The organism is Peribacillus sp. P4_D6 (assembly GCF_056401795.1).
On record NZ_JBFUIQ010000001.1, the window covers coordinates 277254 to 293902 of the forward strand.

The following is a 16649-nucleotide window of genomic DNA, read 5'->3' on the forward strand; positions in this document are numbered from 1 at the left end:
AACTTAACATTTCATCCATCAAACGAGATTCAAACCGTCAATGACTCCTTCAGCTGATCTGAAGAACGCTCCCACATTCCCGCATCATGGTTTTTCAGGAAGTCTGCAAGCACACGTTTTGATTTATCATCCATGTCCTCAACGATGATCTTCCGTTTTAGCGATTTATCCATCCGGTTAACATGCACCGGGAGCGATTTGTAACCGCGTCTAATTGACCTGTCGACCGTCATTTCACATGCTGTCACACCTGCATAGTGCGGACCATTTTGAGTGGCTTCAATGGTCACCCAAACAAGCCAGTAGGGTTTGGCATTCGGGACTTCCTCTTTAGTCTTTAAGAACTTGATCCCTTTTTCCACTGCACTCCTTGCGTGCATCGCACCGATATCGACCTCTGCTTCACCCGCATCCACATCGATGATGACCGGGGAAATATTATCGAGTGTTAATACCCCTGCCCCATATCCGCCATGGCCTTCTGTTGGGTCGTTTTTTATAATATTGAAGCCTACCTTTTTCTTTGGTTGTTCTTCCATGTTCATATCCCCCTTTATTGTTTGTCATTCCTTATTATTGGTTAAAAAAACAAAAGTGAAAAAAATTGACTCAAGGTGCCTCCTACAAATTTAATGCCAGTATCCAAAACCGGTCTAATTGTATATTGACTCAGCGGTGTGATGATCAGAATCAAAAAAATAAGGGAGCCATATTGTTCATACTGGGTCATTTTTGCCCGCAAGTCTGCGGAAACAAGATCCTGAACGATCCTATAACCATCGAGAGGCGGCAGCGGTAACAGATTAAATACAAATAAAAGGACATTTAAATTTATGAGTATATTTAAGAAGGGCTCGACGAAAAATGGTAACTCAGGTCCAACGCCTGCCGCCAGCAACCCGTAAAAAATCAAATACCCCAAAATTGCAACAAGCAAATTACTGAACGGACCGGCAAAAGAGACGAGCACTCCTGCCAATTTTGGATTCTTGAAATGAAAACGATTGACCGGTACGGGTCTCGCCCAACCAAATCCGGCTATCAATATCAACAGAGTTCCGATTGGATCCAAATGTGAAATCGGATTCAACGTGACTCTCCCTTCATTCTTTGCTGTCGGGTCACCGAACTTATAGGCCACATACGCATGGGAAAATTCATGAACCGTAAATGCGATCAACAGTGACACAATGACATATGGAAGCTTTTCCAAAGGATAAACCAAAAACCGTTCTATTTGCTCCAAGAATTGCATCGATAGCTTCTCCCCCAATGTTTAATACCGTTAGTATACATCAAAAGCTCAAGAAGTGAAAAAACTCTGACTTCCGTGTCTTGCAATTCTTTTTCCATTGTGAAACACTACAAGATAAGAGAGGAAGGGGGGAAAAGAGATGCCATATGTAACAGTCAAAATGCTTGAAGGCCGTACAGACGAACAAAAAAAGGCTTTAGTCGAAAAGGTGACTGCAGCCGTGACGGAAACAACTGGAGCACCAGCTGAAGCCGTGACGATTTTCATTGAAGAAATGTCAAAAAATCATTTAGCAGTAGCCGGTGTCCGTAAAAGCGATCTATAAGATCTACATAATGGGGAAAAGCTAAGCCATCAATTCGGCTTAGCTTTTGTTTTTAACTGCTCAATATATTCATATGCCTCATCAATTTCTTCAAGGGTATATTTTTGTTTGCTTTTCAGCGTAAAAATCTTCTCGGTGACTTCCTCTTTTTCAAGCGTGTCGAAGTATAATACCGTTGAAACCAGCTCCAAAAACCTGGCATTCTGTTCGTTCATATCCTGTAAGCATGCCTCAAGTGCCGGCATCTCCACTTCCTGTATGGATAGGAAATCCTGGCCGGCATCCGTTATCGAATAACAATATTGATAATAGCCTGCTTTTTTTTCCCTTACTTCATTCAAGTAGCCCATTTCGCAGAGCTCTTCAATCCGTAAGGTCAACTCCTCCGAATACGGTCCATAAAAGTGAAATTGAAACTTTTCATGAAATGGGAAGGACAGCTTCTTCGCGATATAAACGATTTTTTGTAATTTTTTTCGACCCGAGATTTCACCGGCAGTAGAAATTGCATTGATAATGTTTGCATGATCCTTAAACAAGGCCCGTCACTCCTCACCAAAAATGTACCACTTTAATCCGATAGCTCCAAAAGCTTGCGGATCTGTTTTTTAATATTTTTCTTCGTAGATTCATCACGCAATAAATCCGCTGGATAATACAACTTATGATCCGTTCTTCTTTTCCCTGAAATTGCATCGACAATTTCGGATTCACGTGATAATTCACGAATTTCGCCATTATTTTTAAGCAAGTGAATCGGAAGTCTCTCCTCTTCCTCACCTGGCCGGTAAAAATCATACGGCAGATCTGATGAGGAATCGACGACAAGATAATAATCCGGATCGATGCCTGCCTTCTTGAATAGCGTCCTTAATTCCATCAATCTGTTCATTTGACTGTTCGACGGATGGAATTCCACATATTTAAATAGTTTACGGTTAACGAAGCGAGTGCATAAATCTTTTAAAATCGCATCGTTTTCCTCTTCCCATGCTTCGAAATAATAGAGCATCACCGATTCATCCATTTTCAAATAGTCCGTTAAAGTCACTTCTCCCTTGAACAATGAATAAAAATGGTGCGGTTCTTGAGCAAACTCATAACCGGATTCATATAAATGTTTCGCCCTATGTAGGATCTTGGTAAGTATGACCTCCGCACTTCTCGTAACTGGATGGAAATAAACCTGCCAATACATTTGGTAGCGACTCATGATATAATCCTCAACCGCATGCATCCCGCTCTGCTTTATGACGGCATGTTCTTCCCTTGGCCTCATCACACGCAAAAGCCTTTCCATATCGAAATGTCCATAACTCACGCCAGTGAAATAAGCATCACGCTGTAAATAGTCCATTCTATCAGCATCGATCTGACTTGAAATCAGGCTGACTACTAATTTGCCTTTATAGGTTTTCGCGATGACTTCTGCCACTTTTTTTGGAAAATCACGCCCAACTCTAAGGAGGATCTTATTCACTTCCGTATCGCCGACGATTATCTGCTGCGTGAATTGCTCATGATCCAGATCAAACACTTTTTCAAAAGAATGAGAGAAAGGACCATGACCCAAATCATGCAGGAGGGCTGCGCACAAGGATAGTAACCGCTCCTCTGGTTTCCATTCCGGTCTGCCCTCGAAAACATCATCCACGATTCTCCGGACAATCTCGTATACTCCAAGCGAATGGCTAAGCCGACTATGTTCCGCACCATGAAAGGTTAAATAAGTCGTTCCCAGCTGTTTGATCCTACGAAGCCGCTGGAATTCCTTCGTCCCTATTAAATCCCATATAACCCGGTCACGAACATGTATATATCGGTGCACCGGATCCTTGAATACTTTTTCTTCTTGTAATTTTTCGCCGGAATATCCCATGAACTACCCTCTTTTTCATAATCTCGATGCACTCATTATAGCGTGTTTTGACAAAAAACCCTAACTTCCACCTCGCTAGTAAGAGGGGGCATTTTTTAAGAAAACGGAAGTTCCAGTCTGTTTTTGTCTCGAAAATAAGGAAATAAAAAATCACCGCAGTGTGTCGAATCTGGGTGATGATTACTGGTTCCATATATCATAAGAAACAATCCACTCTACCTATATATCATGGATCCTACTTTAGTTTTTTATTGATTTTATCTAGTAACTCGTCTTCTGTCAGTGCAGCAACCGGACGGTTATTGACAAAGGCAAAAGACTTCTTTCTGCCAGGACCGCAGTAGGATTGGCAGCCCACTTCAATTTTCGCGTCGGGATCAAGCTTTTCAAGACGCGGGATCAATGTTTTTATGTTTACCGCCAAGCAGTCATCGCACACTCTGAATTCATTGGACATCCTCCGGTCACCATCCTTTCCATGACAAACTGTATTTCATCCATTTATATGACTAAAAGGTATTTTACCGTTTCTACTTATGAATATCAAGAGGGCTGAATGATGTGAAAAATGATGTAATTAATCAAAAAACTAGTATCCTTTTAACCTTTTTGTATAAAAAATCCATATTTTGTCCAAAATGCTAGTAGAACACTCCATAAATCACTGCCACACGATATTTTATATAGTTATTTATTTTAAAAGTTACCAGAAAGGGAGTATGTAGAAATGAAGGTTCGTCAAGACGCCTGGACAGAAGAAGATGATTTGCTTTTGGCAGAAACGGTATTGCGCCATGTGCGGGAAGGCAGCACTCAGCTTAATGCTTTTGAAGAGGTAGGAGATAAGTTGAATCGTACCTCTGCAGCATGCGGATTCCGCTGGAATGCAGTTGTCCGCCATAATTATGATAAAGCGCTATCCCTTGCCAAGAAACAGCGTAAGCAGCGGCAAAGGATCCTTGGAAAAGATCAAGGAGGGAAAAAACGGCTTCTTTATACACCGCCGTCCCCAACGATTTCCGACATAATGGTTCCCCATGTACAAGAGGAGGAACTAGAGTTGAATACCGAAGTCGATACTACCAATTATGAAGCAGCAGAGGAATTCGTTGTGGCAGAAGCCCTCACTCCTAAGACACAGCACACACCAGTTACTTTGGAATCGGCCATGAGCCTTGATGCCGTCATCGCCTATTTGGAATCCATGAACGGCCGCATGCTTCAAGCCGAAGTATTAAAAACCGAAAATGAAAGATTGAAGCTTGAAATTAAAGGACTGAAAAAGCGAAACGAAGATTTGGAGAATAAAATCAGCCACCTAGAACAAAACAGCGGCTTGATGCAGGAAGATTATGAAACTTTGATGAATATCATGAATCGAGCAAGAAAGCTGGTCTTGTTAGAGGAAGAGGAACGTCCGGCAACGAAGTTTAAGATGGACCGGAATGGCAATTTGGAAAAAATGGCCGAGTAATAAATAAGATAATGTGGGGTTCTGTTATATAGATCAACCACATGCCAGAGGCCGTTTCACCCCTATTTATCCGAAAAAAGGGAGCCAACAAGGCTCTTTTTTTCATTGTTTCAAGAAAGAAGGAATACTATCTCCGCCTATCATACAGTCCTTTTACAGTTTCAGTGAATGCTAAAGTCGTATTATAAAGTCGTATTAAATGAAAGAAGCCATTCCTGACTAAATGGAACGGCTTCTTTCATATCAATCCTTTAATGCATCGAACACTTTATCATTGCGTTCGACCACTCTCGTCAAGTACGCCTCATACAGCGGCCATTCCTCAGCGGAAAGTGTGTCAGAGAATATCCTTTCGCTATGTTCCTTCAATACTTGAAGGAATCTGAGCATCACGTCTTGAACGCTCAATTGCACACCCAACAATTCGGTTAGGGACGCCATTACCGAAGGGACGATATCAGGATAAGCGAATTTGGTTTCTGCATTTCCTTTAGCTGCATCATAAAAACCCTTCACGAGACTGGCACGTTCAGCCCCGCTTCCATTGACACACAAATAGATTTGCACCGCTACACCATTGCGGATCCTGCGTTGGGATATACCGGCAAACTTTTGCCCATTTATACTTAAATCATAACTGCCAGGACAATAGGAACCGACGATTTCCCGCGCCTCCATCTTGACTGGGAAATCGGAAAACATCAATTGGACAAGCTCCCACATCGCATCATATCCACGATTGATTTCAATTTTCTGCTCGTTTTCAGGAAAAATGAGCGAAAAGTTAAGGACCCCCTCATCCAGGACGACTGCAAGCCCTCCGGAATTCCTCACGATGGCCCGGAAACCATGTTCCTCCAAATGATCCAAGCCCTTTTTAAGAAAAGGCAACTTCGTATCCTGTATACCCATGACGATGGTTCGGTGGTGTACCCACGCCCTGGCTACGGCCGCTGATTTACCTGACCCAACGGAAGCGCAAAATGTATCATCCATCGCAAAGGACTCCAGAGCAGGAAACTGAGGTCCAACGGAAGATTGATCAATAATCCTCCACTCTTGCTGCACTAATAATGAATCTGTCTCACCCATACGAATCTCCCTCTACATTTAATCCTCAAGCTGCCTATTGATACTGCGCCACAAATCCCTGTGCAGCTGTAATGACAGCCAGTTTATATACATCCTCTTCACTGCACCCCCTCGAAAGGTCGTTCACCGGACGATTCAGCCCCTGAAGGATCGGACCGACCGCTTCGAAGCCACCCAAGCGCTGTACCATCTTATAGCTAATGTTCCCTGCTTCGAGACTTGGGAAAATAAAAACATTCGCATCCCCCTGTATAAGGGAATCCGGTGCTTTCTTCCTTGCAACAGAAGGGACGAAGGCCGCGTCAAACTGAAATTCCCCATCAAGAATGACTTCAGGGTCCATTTCCTTTGCCAAATCGACGGCATCAACCACTTTTAAGGTCTCGGGGGATGTTGCCGATCCCTTTGTCGAAAAGCTCAGCATCGCCACACGCGGTTCGATATCGAACATTAATGCTGTCTTCGCACTTTCTATAGCAATTTCAGCCAGATCCTGGTAACTCGGGTTTATATTGATCGCACAATCCGCGAATACATATTTCTCTTCCTCCCGGACCATGATGAACACTCCCGAGGTTTTTTGGACGCCCGGCTTTGTTTTAATGATCTTTAAGGCTGGACGAACCGTATCGGCAGTAGAATGCGTTGCGCCACTAACCATTCCATGTGCCAGTTTCATATGGACGAGCATGGTTCCAAAATAGTTCTCATCCATTAAGATTTCACGTGCTTGTACATCAGTGTCTTTACCATCACGGACCTTCACGAACGCTTCAACCATTTCATCCATCATGATATAATTCTTCGGATCATATATTTCGATTGCATCAAGGGAGATCTTTAAGTCTTTTGCCTTCTCTTGAATCAACCCGATATCCCCGATCAATACCGGTGTCACCAGTTTAGCTTGGGCAAGCCTGCCTGCTGCTCCCAAAATCCGTTCATCCAACCCTTCCGGAAAAACGATCTTTAAATTATGGCCCATAATTTTCGATTCCAATATTTCAAATAAATCACTCATTGGCTCTTCCTCCTTTTTAGATACGTTTCCCCCATTTTTTCTATATTTAACCATCCGGTAAAATCCATTGTCGTCTTCTTTTAAGAATACTCCAGCAGCCAGGTAAATTCCAGCCCTCCGCAAATTTGAAAATTACAAAACACCGAAAACAGTGATGGTGTTTGCGGGTTGATATAAATTTCCTTATACTGAAACTATGCTATATTAAAGTTATAATAAGACTTAGGAGTGATTGTAATGAGTGAAGCAGCACAAACTCTGGACGGCTGGTATTGTTTACATGATTTCCGCCTGATCGACTGGGCTTCTTGGAAAACGTTATCAAGTGACGAACGCCAATTGGCCATCTCGGAATTCCAAGGTTTACTGGATAAATGGAATATGACACAAAGCGACAATGAAGGCAGCCATGCCCTATATTCCATCGTTGGTCAGAAAGCGGACTTCATGCTTATGTTTGCCCGCCCGACCATGGAAGAATTGAATGCAATCGAAAACGAATTCAACAAAACGAAGCTTGCCGAATATACAATTCCCGCTTATTCATACGTTTCGGTCGTGGAATTAAGCAATTACTTAGCTGGCGGAGATGGTGAGGACCCATACCAGAACCCTCATGTTCGTTCCAGACTTTATCCGATACTGCCAAAAGCGAAACATGTATGCTTCTATCCAATGGACAAGCGTCGTGATGGCGATGATAACTGGTATATGCTTTCCATGGAAGAGCGCAAAGGCTTAATGCGTTCCCACGGCTTGATTGGCCGCAGTTATGCCGGTAAAGTAAAACAAATCATTTCAGGTTCTGTCGGTTTTGACGATTATGAATGGGGCGTGACTCTATTCGCAGATGATGTCCTTCAATTCAAAAAATTAATCTATGAAATGCGTTTTGATGAAGTGAGTGCACGATACGCTGCATTTGGCTCTTTCTTTGTAGGCAATATCCTGCCTGAAGAAAATGTATCTTCATTCCTATACGTTTAAGACGAAGGGCTTCCGGTTTCCGGAAGCTTTTTTGCGTCCGCACCTTTTTATTTTTTCCCCGGCTGTGGAATAAATCCAATCCCCAACCCATACATTTTCAATAGTGATGAATTTATTTTTTCACAGTCCCATTCAGCTTCAGGAAAATTAATCAAGGCAATTCCTGACTCCAGCGAGGTGAAGGAACGTTACTTCTATTCATTAGCCGGCAAGAGGATATGGCTTATATCATGAACGGCAGCCGTTATGTATCGCTTAACATTCATTGTGGTTTTTTAAGCCACCCGGGGATTGTCCAGAAAACATATACAATACTACCGGTCGCTATAAATCGCACTGTTTCTCCCAGTCCACACTCTCGGATTATCCAAATTCCACAGCATCAACTAAACCTTGAATTCAGGAGGGAATGCAATGTCACAAAATAATCCTTATGGTAATTACCCGTACGGAGGAAGCCCTTATTACCCCTATGAAAATAATGAGCCTGAACTAAGGCAGCAGAATCCTAACCAGCAGCAGGGTTACCCGCAGCAAGGATACCAACAACCACCATACCAGCCACAACAGCCCACTATGGCAGGCACGCCACAACAAATGCCGATGCAGGTGAGTCCAGCCACTTCCGGACCGCAGATACCTGGCATGCTTCCGGTCGAACAGTCGTACATCGAGAACATCTTGCGTTTGAATAAAGGGAAATTGGCCACTGTTTATACAACGTTTGAAAACAACAAGGAATGGAATGCCAAGATCTTCAAAGGAATCATCGAAGCTGCAGGACGCGATCACTTAATCATAAGCGATCCTCAAACGGGAAAACGATACTTAATCCCGATGGTATACTTAGATTATATAACGTTTGATGAAGAAATCGAATATGAATATCCATTTGGAGGCACTGGGCTTACCACCTATTCGCCAAGGTAAAAAAATCCTATATAGAAGAGCCTCAGAATCTATTTGATTCTGAGGCTCTTCTTATATTGGAATGACTTTTTCCAAAAAGATCGATCAGCTCAGTTTGTAGAGGTTCGGAACATTCCACCTTCAACCCATCAGGTATGGTTTCTATCTAAATGTAATAACAAAGTTGATTGGAGAAAAAGGTGCGAGCCCGCCTCTGGATAAGCGAGTGCCTGCAGCGGTAATGTACGTCCAAATTGTACAATCCATAAAAAAAACTGCAGGCAAACTCGATTTCTTCGAATTTGTCTACAGCCTCAGCTGACCTTACAAGTATTTATACGCAGCAATGATCATTAAGACCCAAGCAACCAAGAAAGAAACTCCGCCAAGCGGTGTGATGGCACCAAGGACTTTGATTTGCGTAACGCTTAGAACGAATAGGCTTCCGGAAAATAGAATAATTCCTATTAGCATAAGCCAGCCGGACCAGTTGATCAGCGGACTATCAATTTTCCCAGCCAATAAACCGAGCACCAATAAACCCACCGCGTGGAACATTTGATATTGAACAGCGGTTTGCCAAGTTTCCAAATATCTATCAGGAATTTTCCCTTCCAGGCCGTGTGCACCGAATGCACCAAGTGCCACAGCAATAAACCCATTCAATGCACCTAAAATGATGAACAGTTTCAATTATTTCGCTCCCCTTCCCTAATTTAAAAATCGAACAAGGAATCCCCATTGGCCTCATCCATTTTAACCGGTTCTACATTCGGTGTAGCCGACATGACGGGCTGGGTCAATGTGATTGGCTTCTGTATGCTGATGTTCGCAGCTTTTTCATCAACCATCACTTCACAAAGGGACTTAATGGCCATTACATACCCTTGCACCTTATCCTCTGTATTTGCCTGTTTCGCTTTTAAAACAAGCTCTTCGATTTTATCTAACATTTTTCTTGATGAAATATCCAACTTTACCACCTCGTCTATATACAGGTCAAAACTATCATAACTAGCATAGCAAAAATCAGAGAAGAAAACACCTTGCATATTTCCTACCTTTTAATTGGCTTTGCTTGAAATTTCAAGCATGGCTCTCCTGAAGAACGAAAGACATCAAGAGAAGGCTGGTTTGATGTTTTGAATTGAAAAGCACGGCAGCCTTTTGGAAAACTGAGATCCCAAGTTATATAGAAATGACGGCACGCCATACAATTCACCCGTTTCGTTCTCTTGCCGATATCATCGGTTCGGGATTTTCCAATCAATTGGAGATTCCCCCATTTCCATCAGCAATTGATTTGTTTTGGAAAATGGTTTGGTGCCAAAGAAACCACGGGAAGCCGACAGTGGACTCGGATGTACAGACTTAATAATTTTATGGCGGGCTTCATCAATCAAAGGGATTTTGGTTTGAGCAGGTTTCCCCCACAGGATGAATACAACCGGTTTCGGACGGTCATTCAATAGGCGAATAATTTGATTCGTAAAGATTTCCCATCCTTTTCCGCGGTGTGAGTGCGCCTCTCCCTCACGGACAGTCAAGACGGTATTCAATAGAAGCACTCCCTGTTTTGCCCATTCAATCAGGTAACCATTATCTGGTACCTCATAGCCAAGATCGGTGTGTAACTCTTTAAAGATATTTCTTAAAGAGGGCGGGATGCGCACCTCCGGCTTGACTGAAAAACTAAGGCCATGCGCCTGACCCTGGCCATGGTAAGGGTCCTGTCCAAGGATGACAACCTTTACATCTTCAAAAGGAGTATAGTGAAGCGCATTGAAAATATCGTCCTGATCCGGATGAATGACTTGCTGACTGTACTCTTGCTTTATGAATTCCCATAGCTCCTGGTAATATTCTTTTTTGAATTCCTCTTTCAATAGAGGCCACCAATCATTTGTTAAAAACTGCTTTGCCATCTGCCACAGCCCCTCTCCGCTTATTGAAACTATATTATATCAAACTTCATCGCCTTGCCTTTTTCCATAGATTACGATTTATGTTTCTATATACCCCAAAAAGGGGAAAATAGAAAGCTAGCAAGCAATTTAACCATGTTGGAGGCTTTCCTATGAAAAAGTGGTACAAAAGAAAACGATTTTATCTGCTTGTCAGCATTTTGATCATCATTGCAATCGTCATTGCCTATAACAGCTACAAGCCACTTCCCGATGGCATTTCTTATGAAGGGAAGGTTCATCATGTCGAGGATATCGATTTCATCTATAATCTTTCCTATCACGACGAACAAGGGAATCTGCAACATGAGCAGCGAATTTTCCAAACCATAAATCAAGCCATAGAAGAGGCTGATTCTTATATCGTAATCGATATGTTTTTGTTTAATGCTTTTTATGATGAAAAGATAAACTTCCCGAAGTTAACCGAGACGCTGAAGGATAATCTGGTTGAACAGAAGAAAAAGAAACCTGACCTCCAGATTATATTCATTACTGATGAAGTGAATACTTCCTATAATGCCTACCAGTTAGAGGCATTGGAAACGATGAAGAAAAATGGAATTGATGTCATTGTTACCAACTTAGACCGCCTCCGGGATCCGAATCCTCTCTATTCAGGTGTATATCGGACCTTTTTCCAATGGTTCGGTGAAAGCGGGAAAGGCTGGATTGTCAATCCAATGGCTAAAAGCGCACCAAAGGTCACCTTGCGTTCTTATCTTAGACTGATGAATATCAAAGCCAATCACAGAAAAGTGGTCGCGACTGAAAAAACGGCCATCATCTCATCTGCCAATCCTCATGACGCAAGTGGCTTCCACTCCAATATTGCCTTCCAGATGGACGGGAATATCATCGGCGATTTCGTTAAAGCCGAAGAAGCCGCTTCGAAATTCTCGGGAGGACCAAAGTCATTTCCTGAGTTCAAGGAGAAATCAGCTGATAAAGGGCCGATATCAGTACAACTGCTAACGGAAGGAAAAATCAATAAACATGTCCTAAAGGCAATTAAGGATGCCGAAAATGGTGACAAGGTCCATCTTGCCATGTTCTACATTGCCGATCGCGAGGTTGTCGAGGCATTAACGGATGCAGCTAAACGGGGTGTGAAGATTGAAATGATATTGGATCCGAATCAAAACGCATTCGGAAGTGAAAAAATCGGGCTGCCCAATCTTCCGGTTGCCGCCGAATTCGAAAAACTTGGGGATGAAAACATCTCGATCCGCTGGTATAAAACAGATAAAGAACAGTTCCATACAAAATTGATGATGATCCAAAAGGCTGATGAAACGGTCATTCTTGGAGGATCGGCTAATTATACTTCACGAAATCTAGATGACTATAACCTTGAAGCGAACGTTGAAATCCATGCTCCAAATGATGCGGACGTTTCCAAGGATGTCGACAGCTATTTCCATAGACTCTGGACAAATCAAAACGGAACATACACGTTGGATTACAGTGAATACCAAAAGAAACTGCCTGTCTTCAAATACTTGACCTACCGCATACAGAAGGTATTCCGCTTCACCACTTACTAAATATTCTTTGAGATAAATGTTTAACAGGGCCCAAATGAGGTTATATACTACTATAGCCAATCAGCAACTGTAATAAGCAAGAATCCATTTACCTATTTTCAAGAAAATCTTAATGAAATTCAAGGAGGAGTTTATATGTATCAAGTACATGTAGTAGAAAACGGTTTACAAGCAAAGGAAAAAATCGATGAATTAGTTACATCAGGTTATACGAAAGACGATGTATATTTGTTTGCCCATGATAAAACCCGTTCTAAACACCTTACCGAGAATACAAATACAGAAGGTGTAGGCATGAAGGAACAAGGTTTCCTTGATACCGTCGGAAATCTCTTTAAATCTCGCGGAGATGAACTTCGTAATCGAATGAGCAACCTTGGCCTTAGTGATATGGAGGCAGAGCGTTACGAGGAAGTTCTTGACGAAGGAAAAGTAGTCATCGTTGCTTCCAAACAAGATAACAAAGACGGGGTCACACACTAAAACCCGTACCATTACCCTATATGGATTCATAAAAAAACGAGGCCCAAAAACTGGGGCCTCGTTTTTTTATGAGCATTATCCCAGGATGCTTTGGTACGCGGCCTTTGCATGGACCATATCCTTCGTACCGTGAATCAACGCCCTGCCATCCTTGAAAATGACGATACGTTCCCCAGCTTTTTCACAGGAGAGAAGAAACGGATTGAATTTCACCAAATAACCGCTGCCGTCCAGATCTTTGGCTAATTTTTCGAGTTGCAGTTCCAGGGGTTTTGGCGGTCTTACCTGTACAGTGTCCCTCCCGCAAAGAACAGCCGTTTTCGTTGCATTTTCCATTGTTAAAAAGGGGTATGTCTTCTGCTCTCCGCATGAGAGACAATCTTTCTTTTTCGCTTTTGTCAATTTAACGGTTTGGTATTGATTTCTCCACAGATCAAAAGAAACAAGTGCAGGCCGTACAGATTCCCAATCTTCAACAAGGATTTTCAAAGCCTCGGCAGTTTGGTGTGCCACTACCATCGTAACAGCTGGTGATATGATCCCTCCTGTGTCACAGGTCATTCCTTGAATCGGGATCGCTTTAAGCAAACAGTGCAAACATGGAGTCTGCCCGGGAAGGATCGTCAAAGTCATGCCCACGCTCCCCACACATGCCCCATAAATCCACGGTATATGAAGCTTTTGTGATAAATCATTAATAATCATCCGTGTCTCAAAGTTGTCGGTTGCATCCAATATCAAATCAACATCACCAAGCAGCTGTTCGAGATTCTGGGCAGTTGCGTCCATGATGATGGCATTCACTTCAACTTCATGGTTGATATCCAATAAATGACGCTTTGCCGCCTCTGCTTTTGGCAGTTTCTCCGCGACATCCCGTTCCGTATACATTTGTTGGCGCTGTAAATTACTGGTCTCGACATAATCCCTGTCGACAATGGTAAGCTTCCCTACTCCTGCACGAGTAAGAGCCTCGGCATTAGCAGATCCCAAAGCCCCTGCACCAAGAAGCAAGACATGCTTCTTCATAATTTTCAATTGGCCCCCTTCACCAACTGGGGCGAATAAAGTTTGCCTTGAATATCGCTCTTTCACCGTGAGCCCTCCCTTCCGGACGCTTCACCCTCCACTTACTGGCGGAATGAAAGCAACTGTATCTCCATCAGATAAAATCGTGTCATCATCAGCAAATTCCTCATTGACCGCTGTCATCACGGTTTCAAGACCTTCCAATTGAAAATCCACCTTCATCTTTCCTTTTAGCTGGGCAACACTCATTCCATTTCCTTCTATTGAAACAGTCTCTTTGCCTAGCTCATCTTTCAATTGGGCAAATAAAAGTACATTAATCATCAATATCCCCCTCTTCCGGCTTCCCTGATGGATATGGAACGGTTTCCAACTGGTTTCCTACCCAGGTTTCCCCATCTTCCCAATGTTCTTTTTTCCAAATCGGGACGATTTCTTTAATTCTTTCGATCGCATACCTATTGGCCTCATATGCATCATTTCGGTGTGGCGTACTAACGGCAATAACCACTGCGATATCCGTGATTTCAAGTTTACCTACACGATGGGTGATCGCCGTTTCTGCATCAGGCCAACGCTCCTTGATCTCAGATCCGATTTGCTCCAATTTCTTGATGGCCATCGGTACATACGCTTCGTAAATTAAGAAGAGGGTCTTTTTTCCTTTCGTCATTTCCCTCACTGTACCAATAAAAGTCGTGACGGCACCCGCATTTCGACTGACTACTTTATCAATCACTTCCTGGATGACAATCGGCTCTTTTGAAATATTATAATTCATGTCTACCATCCTTTATATAATTCAGTTTGATCAATATAATCTGCCTCTTGATAATCTTCCCTCGTATTCATATTGAAAAAAAGGTAGTGAAATTGTTCAGGATTCTCGCGATATAACGTAAAGTCGGTTTCTTTCATGATTTTCACCGAGATCTTTTCCAAGAATAGACTCATTTTTAATTCATGTTTTAATAAACACTCCGTCAGTACAGGAAGACACCTTTTATGGTAAACAGCAAAAAGCGGCTGGAGCCTGCCATTTATTTCTGGAATGACAGCATCGAATCCAGGTTCATAATGGGTAATGATATCCTTTATGGCATCTGCACTCACAAACGGCATATCGCACGCTGCAAGGAACTGAAGCTCCGTTTTCGATGAGGTCAACCCTGCATGCAATCCGCCAAGAGGTCCTTGATCTTTATGTAAATCCGGAATGAGCGGAAGTTGCAGAAAATGATATTCTTCAAATGTATTCGTAATGACCATAATGTTTTCTGACACCTTTTTCAATTCAGATGCCACTCTTGAAATGTTCACAACGCCGCCTACGGTCAAAAGTGCCTTATTCACTCCCATACGGCTTGATTTCCCGCCAGCTAAAAGCAACATGGTCCATTCCATAGAAATCAACCTCCCTTTTTGGGTTTAATCCAGCATCGAACGGAAAACCTATACTAAATATGTCTCCACTATATTTAAATATTTTAAATCAAATTTGAAAATAATGACACTTTCACAACCTTTGCTTTGTCCATCAAAAGATGGAGGCAGGGTCCAAAGCTAAAAGTGCATGCTGACATCCATCCAATTTCCTTAATTACAGGTTCGAAAAATGACTTATACGAGGCGATTGCCCTTCCTTCGCCAAGACACTCATAGTAGGCTGAAAACTAAGTTTTACATAAAAGAAATTTTGGTATATTCTAAAAATAGGATATTAACTGGTATGCTGATAATATCGATATCTAATTCTCCTGAGGAGGTCACATAATGACTATGAAAAGAGCTATGACAGTTGCCGGATCTGATTCGAGCGGCGGCGCAGGTCTTCAAGCAGATTTAAAGACATTCCAAGAATTCGGCGTTTACGGTATGTCCGCTTTAACGACAATCGTGACGATGGATCCGAAGAATGGCTGGGCCCATAATGTATTCCCTACACCGGTCGAAGTTTTGGAAGCCCAAATCGAAACGATTCTATCAATAGGCATTGATGCCATGAAGACAGGAATGCTTGGATCAGTGGAAATCATTGAACTTGTTGCCCGTAAAATAGATGAGTTGAAGCTGGACAAAGTCGTAATCGATCCAGTTATGGTATGTAAAGGTGAAGATGAAGTATTGCACCCTGAAACGGCTGTAGCACTGCGCGAACTGCTTGTTCCACGTGCAACTGTAGTCACACCTAACCTGTTCGAGGCCGCTCAGTTAGCGGGAACTGCTCCTATCAAGACGATTGATGATATGAGGGCTGCAGCTGAAAAGATTCATGCACTTGGCGCAAAATATGTCTTGATCAAAGGCGGTAATAAGCTTGATCATGATAAAGCCATCGACCTTTTATATGATGGACAAGAATTTGAAATCCTTGAATCGGAAAAAATCGAAACGACCAATACACATGGTGCCGGCTGTTCATCTTCTGCCGCCATTGCAGCTCAATTGGCTGAAGGGAAAAGCCCGCGTGAAGCTATCCTCGTTTCCAAAGACTTCATCACCGAAGCGGTTCGCCATTCTTGGAAAATGAATGACTATGTCGGACCCGTCAATCATGGCGCATACCATAAATATGGGGTTGCGGAAAAAACACAAAAATAAAACATCAAGTTTAATGGCCGCTCAAATTCATCGAGCGGCCTTTTTCGCTTTTTTTGTTTTTATCTAGTAAAATAGAAAGAAGG

General features: G+C 42.6%; 21 protein-coding genes. 7 read left to right on the forward strand and 14 right to left on the reverse strand.

All coding sequences use genetic code 11. The features are described 5' to 3' along the window. Positions 1 to 29: 29 nt before the first annotated feature. Entirely contained in the window at positions 30 to 539 is a 510-nt protein-coding gene (locus tag AC1DVB_RS01255) for a YwhD family protein (protein WP_057278203.1), read from the reverse strand. Positions 540 to 580: 41 nt separating this feature from the next. After that, on the reverse strand, positions 581 to 1255 hold the full coding sequence (locus tag AC1DVB_RS01260) for a site-2 protease family protein (protein ID WP_223255872.1): 675 nt from the start codon (positions 1253 to 1255) through the stop codon (positions 581 to 583). A gap of 139 nt (positions 1256 to 1394) precedes the next feature. On the opposite strand from AC1DVB_RS01260, the gene AC1DVB_RS01265 reads away from it, so the two are divergent. Then, positions 1395 to 1580, forward strand: coding sequence for a 2-hydroxymuconate tautomerase (locus tag AC1DVB_RS01265; protein WP_034315897.1), 186 nt, complete (start codon positions 1395 to 1397; stop codon positions 1578 to 1580). Positions 1581 to 1609: 29 nt separating this feature from the next. Here the strand turns inward: AC1DVB_RS01265 and AC1DVB_RS01270 are convergent, their stop codons facing one another. The 3 genes from AC1DVB_RS01270 to AC1DVB_RS01280 all read right to left on the reverse strand — a co-directional run bounded on the left by AC1DVB_RS01270 (position 1610) and on the right by AC1DVB_RS01280 (position 3916). Further along, a complete protein-coding gene (locus AC1DVB_RS01270) occupies positions 1610 to 2119 on the reverse strand; it encodes a YwgA family protein (protein ID WP_034315899.1) in 510 nt (169 codons plus the stop codon). 32 nt (positions 2120 to 2151) lie between these two features. Beyond that, positions 2152 to 3459 (reverse strand): HD domain-containing protein, encoded by a 1308-nt coding sequence (locus AC1DVB_RS01275; protein WP_034315900.1) that lies wholly within the window; start codon positions 3457 to 3459, stop codon positions 2152 to 2154. A 235-nt stretch (positions 3460 to 3694) separates the two neighbouring features. Further along, the gene (locus AC1DVB_RS01280) at positions 3695 to 3916 is read right to left on the reverse strand and encodes a YuzB family protein (protein WP_034315903.1); all 222 of its coding nucleotides are present in this window, start codon (positions 3914 to 3916) and stop codon (positions 3695 to 3697) included. A gap of 270 nt (positions 3917 to 4186) precedes the next feature. Between AC1DVB_RS01280 and AC1DVB_RS01285 the strand changes: the two genes are divergently transcribed. Continuing rightward, a complete protein-coding gene (locus AC1DVB_RS01285; RefSeq protein WP_057278204.1) occupies positions 4187 to 4933 on the forward strand; it encodes an RsfA family transcriptional regulator in 747 nt (248 codons plus the stop codon). Positions 4934 to 5176: 243 nt separating this feature from the next. On the opposite strand, the gene lipL is transcribed toward AC1DVB_RS01285, so the two are convergent. Then, positions 5177 to 6025, reverse strand: coding sequence for an octanoyl-[GcvH]:protein N-octanoyltransferase (gene lipL / locus AC1DVB_RS01290; protein WP_477587849.1), 849 nt, complete (start codon positions 6023 to 6025; stop codon positions 5177 to 5179). A 34-nt stretch (positions 6026 to 6059) separates the two neighbouring features. Then, on the reverse strand, positions 6060 to 7046 hold the full coding sequence (pta, locus tag AC1DVB_RS01295) for a phosphate acetyltransferase (protein ID WP_477587851.1): 987 nt from the start codon (positions 7044 to 7046) through the stop codon (positions 6060 to 6062). A gap of 237 nt (positions 7047 to 7283) precedes the next feature. On the opposite strand from pta, the gene hemQ reads away from it, so the two are divergent. Continuing rightward, complete coding sequence (gene hemQ / locus AC1DVB_RS01300; protein ID WP_053536913.1) at positions 7284 to 8033, forward strand: hydrogen peroxide-dependent heme synthase; 750 nt, start codon at positions 7284 to 7286, stop codon at positions 8031 to 8033. Between the two features lie 414 nt (positions 8034 to 8447). Continuing rightward, positions 8448 to 8963 (forward strand): spore coat protein GerQ, encoded by a 516-nt coding sequence (gerQ, locus tag AC1DVB_RS01305; protein WP_054398574.1) that lies wholly within the window; start codon positions 8448 to 8450, stop codon positions 8961 to 8963. Positions 8964 to 9266: 303 nt separating this feature from the next. On the opposite strand, the gene AC1DVB_RS01310 is transcribed toward gerQ, so the two are convergent. The 3 genes from AC1DVB_RS01310 to AC1DVB_RS01320 form a co-directional block, all read right to left on the reverse strand. Further along, the gene (locus tag AC1DVB_RS01310) at positions 9267 to 9635 is read right to left on the reverse strand and encodes a DUF423 domain-containing protein (RefSeq protein WP_230134616.1); all 369 of its coding nucleotides are present in this window, start codon (positions 9633 to 9635) and stop codon (positions 9267 to 9269) included. A 23-nt stretch (positions 9636 to 9658) separates the two neighbouring features. Continuing rightward, positions 9659 to 9916 (reverse strand): YwdI family protein, encoded by a 258-nt coding sequence (locus tag AC1DVB_RS01315; RefSeq protein WP_230134615.1) that lies wholly within the window; start codon positions 9914 to 9916, stop codon positions 9659 to 9661. 270 nt (positions 9917 to 10186) lie between these two features. After that, the gene (locus AC1DVB_RS01320) at positions 10187 to 10867 is read right to left on the reverse strand and encodes a uracil-DNA glycosylase (protein WP_268563619.1); all 681 of its coding nucleotides are present in this window, start codon (positions 10865 to 10867) and stop codon (positions 10187 to 10189) included. Positions 10868 to 11019: 152 nt separating this feature from the next. Here AC1DVB_RS01320 and AC1DVB_RS01325 point away from each other — a divergent pair, with 152 nt between their 5' ends. Then, the gene (locus tag AC1DVB_RS01325; RefSeq protein WP_057278208.1) at positions 11020 to 12453 is read left to right on the forward strand and encodes a phospholipase D family protein; all 1434 of its coding nucleotides are present in this window, start codon (positions 11020 to 11022) and stop codon (positions 12451 to 12453) included. 135 nt (positions 12454 to 12588) lie between these two features. Further along, positions 12589 to 12936 (forward strand): YflT domain-containing protein, encoded by a 348-nt coding sequence (locus AC1DVB_RS01330; protein WP_053536921.1) that lies wholly within the window; start codon positions 12589 to 12591, stop codon positions 12934 to 12936. Between the two features lie 75 nt (positions 12937 to 13011). Here AC1DVB_RS01330 and AC1DVB_RS01335 read toward each other — a convergent pair whose 3' ends face one another. From AC1DVB_RS01335 to mobA, 4 genes are read right to left on the reverse strand one after another with little or no spacing between them, the layout of a single operon-like run. Beyond that, positions 13012 to 14031 (reverse strand): MoeB/ThiF family adenylyltransferase, encoded by a 1020-nt coding sequence (locus AC1DVB_RS01335; RefSeq protein WP_230134614.1) that lies wholly within the window; start codon positions 14029 to 14031, stop codon positions 13012 to 13014. Between the two features lie 24 nt (positions 14032 to 14055). After that, complete coding sequence (moaD, locus tag AC1DVB_RS01340; protein ID WP_034315925.1) at positions 14056 to 14289, reverse strand: molybdopterin converting factor subunit 1; 234 nt, start codon at positions 14287 to 14289, stop codon at positions 14056 to 14058. After that, positions 14282 to 14746, reverse strand: a complete 465-nt coding sequence (locus tag AC1DVB_RS01345; protein ID WP_053536924.1) for a molybdenum cofactor biosynthesis protein MoaE — start codon at positions 14744 to 14746, stop codon at positions 14282 to 14284. Before AC1DVB_RS01345 ends, moaD begins: the two co-directional genes overlap by 8 nt. A 2-nt stretch (positions 14747 to 14748) precedes the next feature. Next, positions 14749 to 15369 (reverse strand): molybdenum cofactor guanylyltransferase, encoded by a 621-nt coding sequence (gene mobA / locus AC1DVB_RS01350; RefSeq protein WP_057278210.1) that lies wholly within the window; start codon positions 15367 to 15369, stop codon positions 14749 to 14751. 369 nt (positions 15370 to 15738) lie between these two features. Here mobA and pdxK point away from each other — a divergent pair, with 369 nt between their 5' ends. Then, positions 15739 to 16566, forward strand: a complete 828-nt coding sequence (gene pdxK, locus AC1DVB_RS01355) for a pyridoxine/pyridoxal/pyridoxamine kinase (RefSeq protein ID WP_170946897.1) — start codon at positions 15739 to 15741, stop codon at positions 16564 to 16566. The last annotated feature ends 83 nt before the right edge of the window (positions 16567 to 16649 follow it).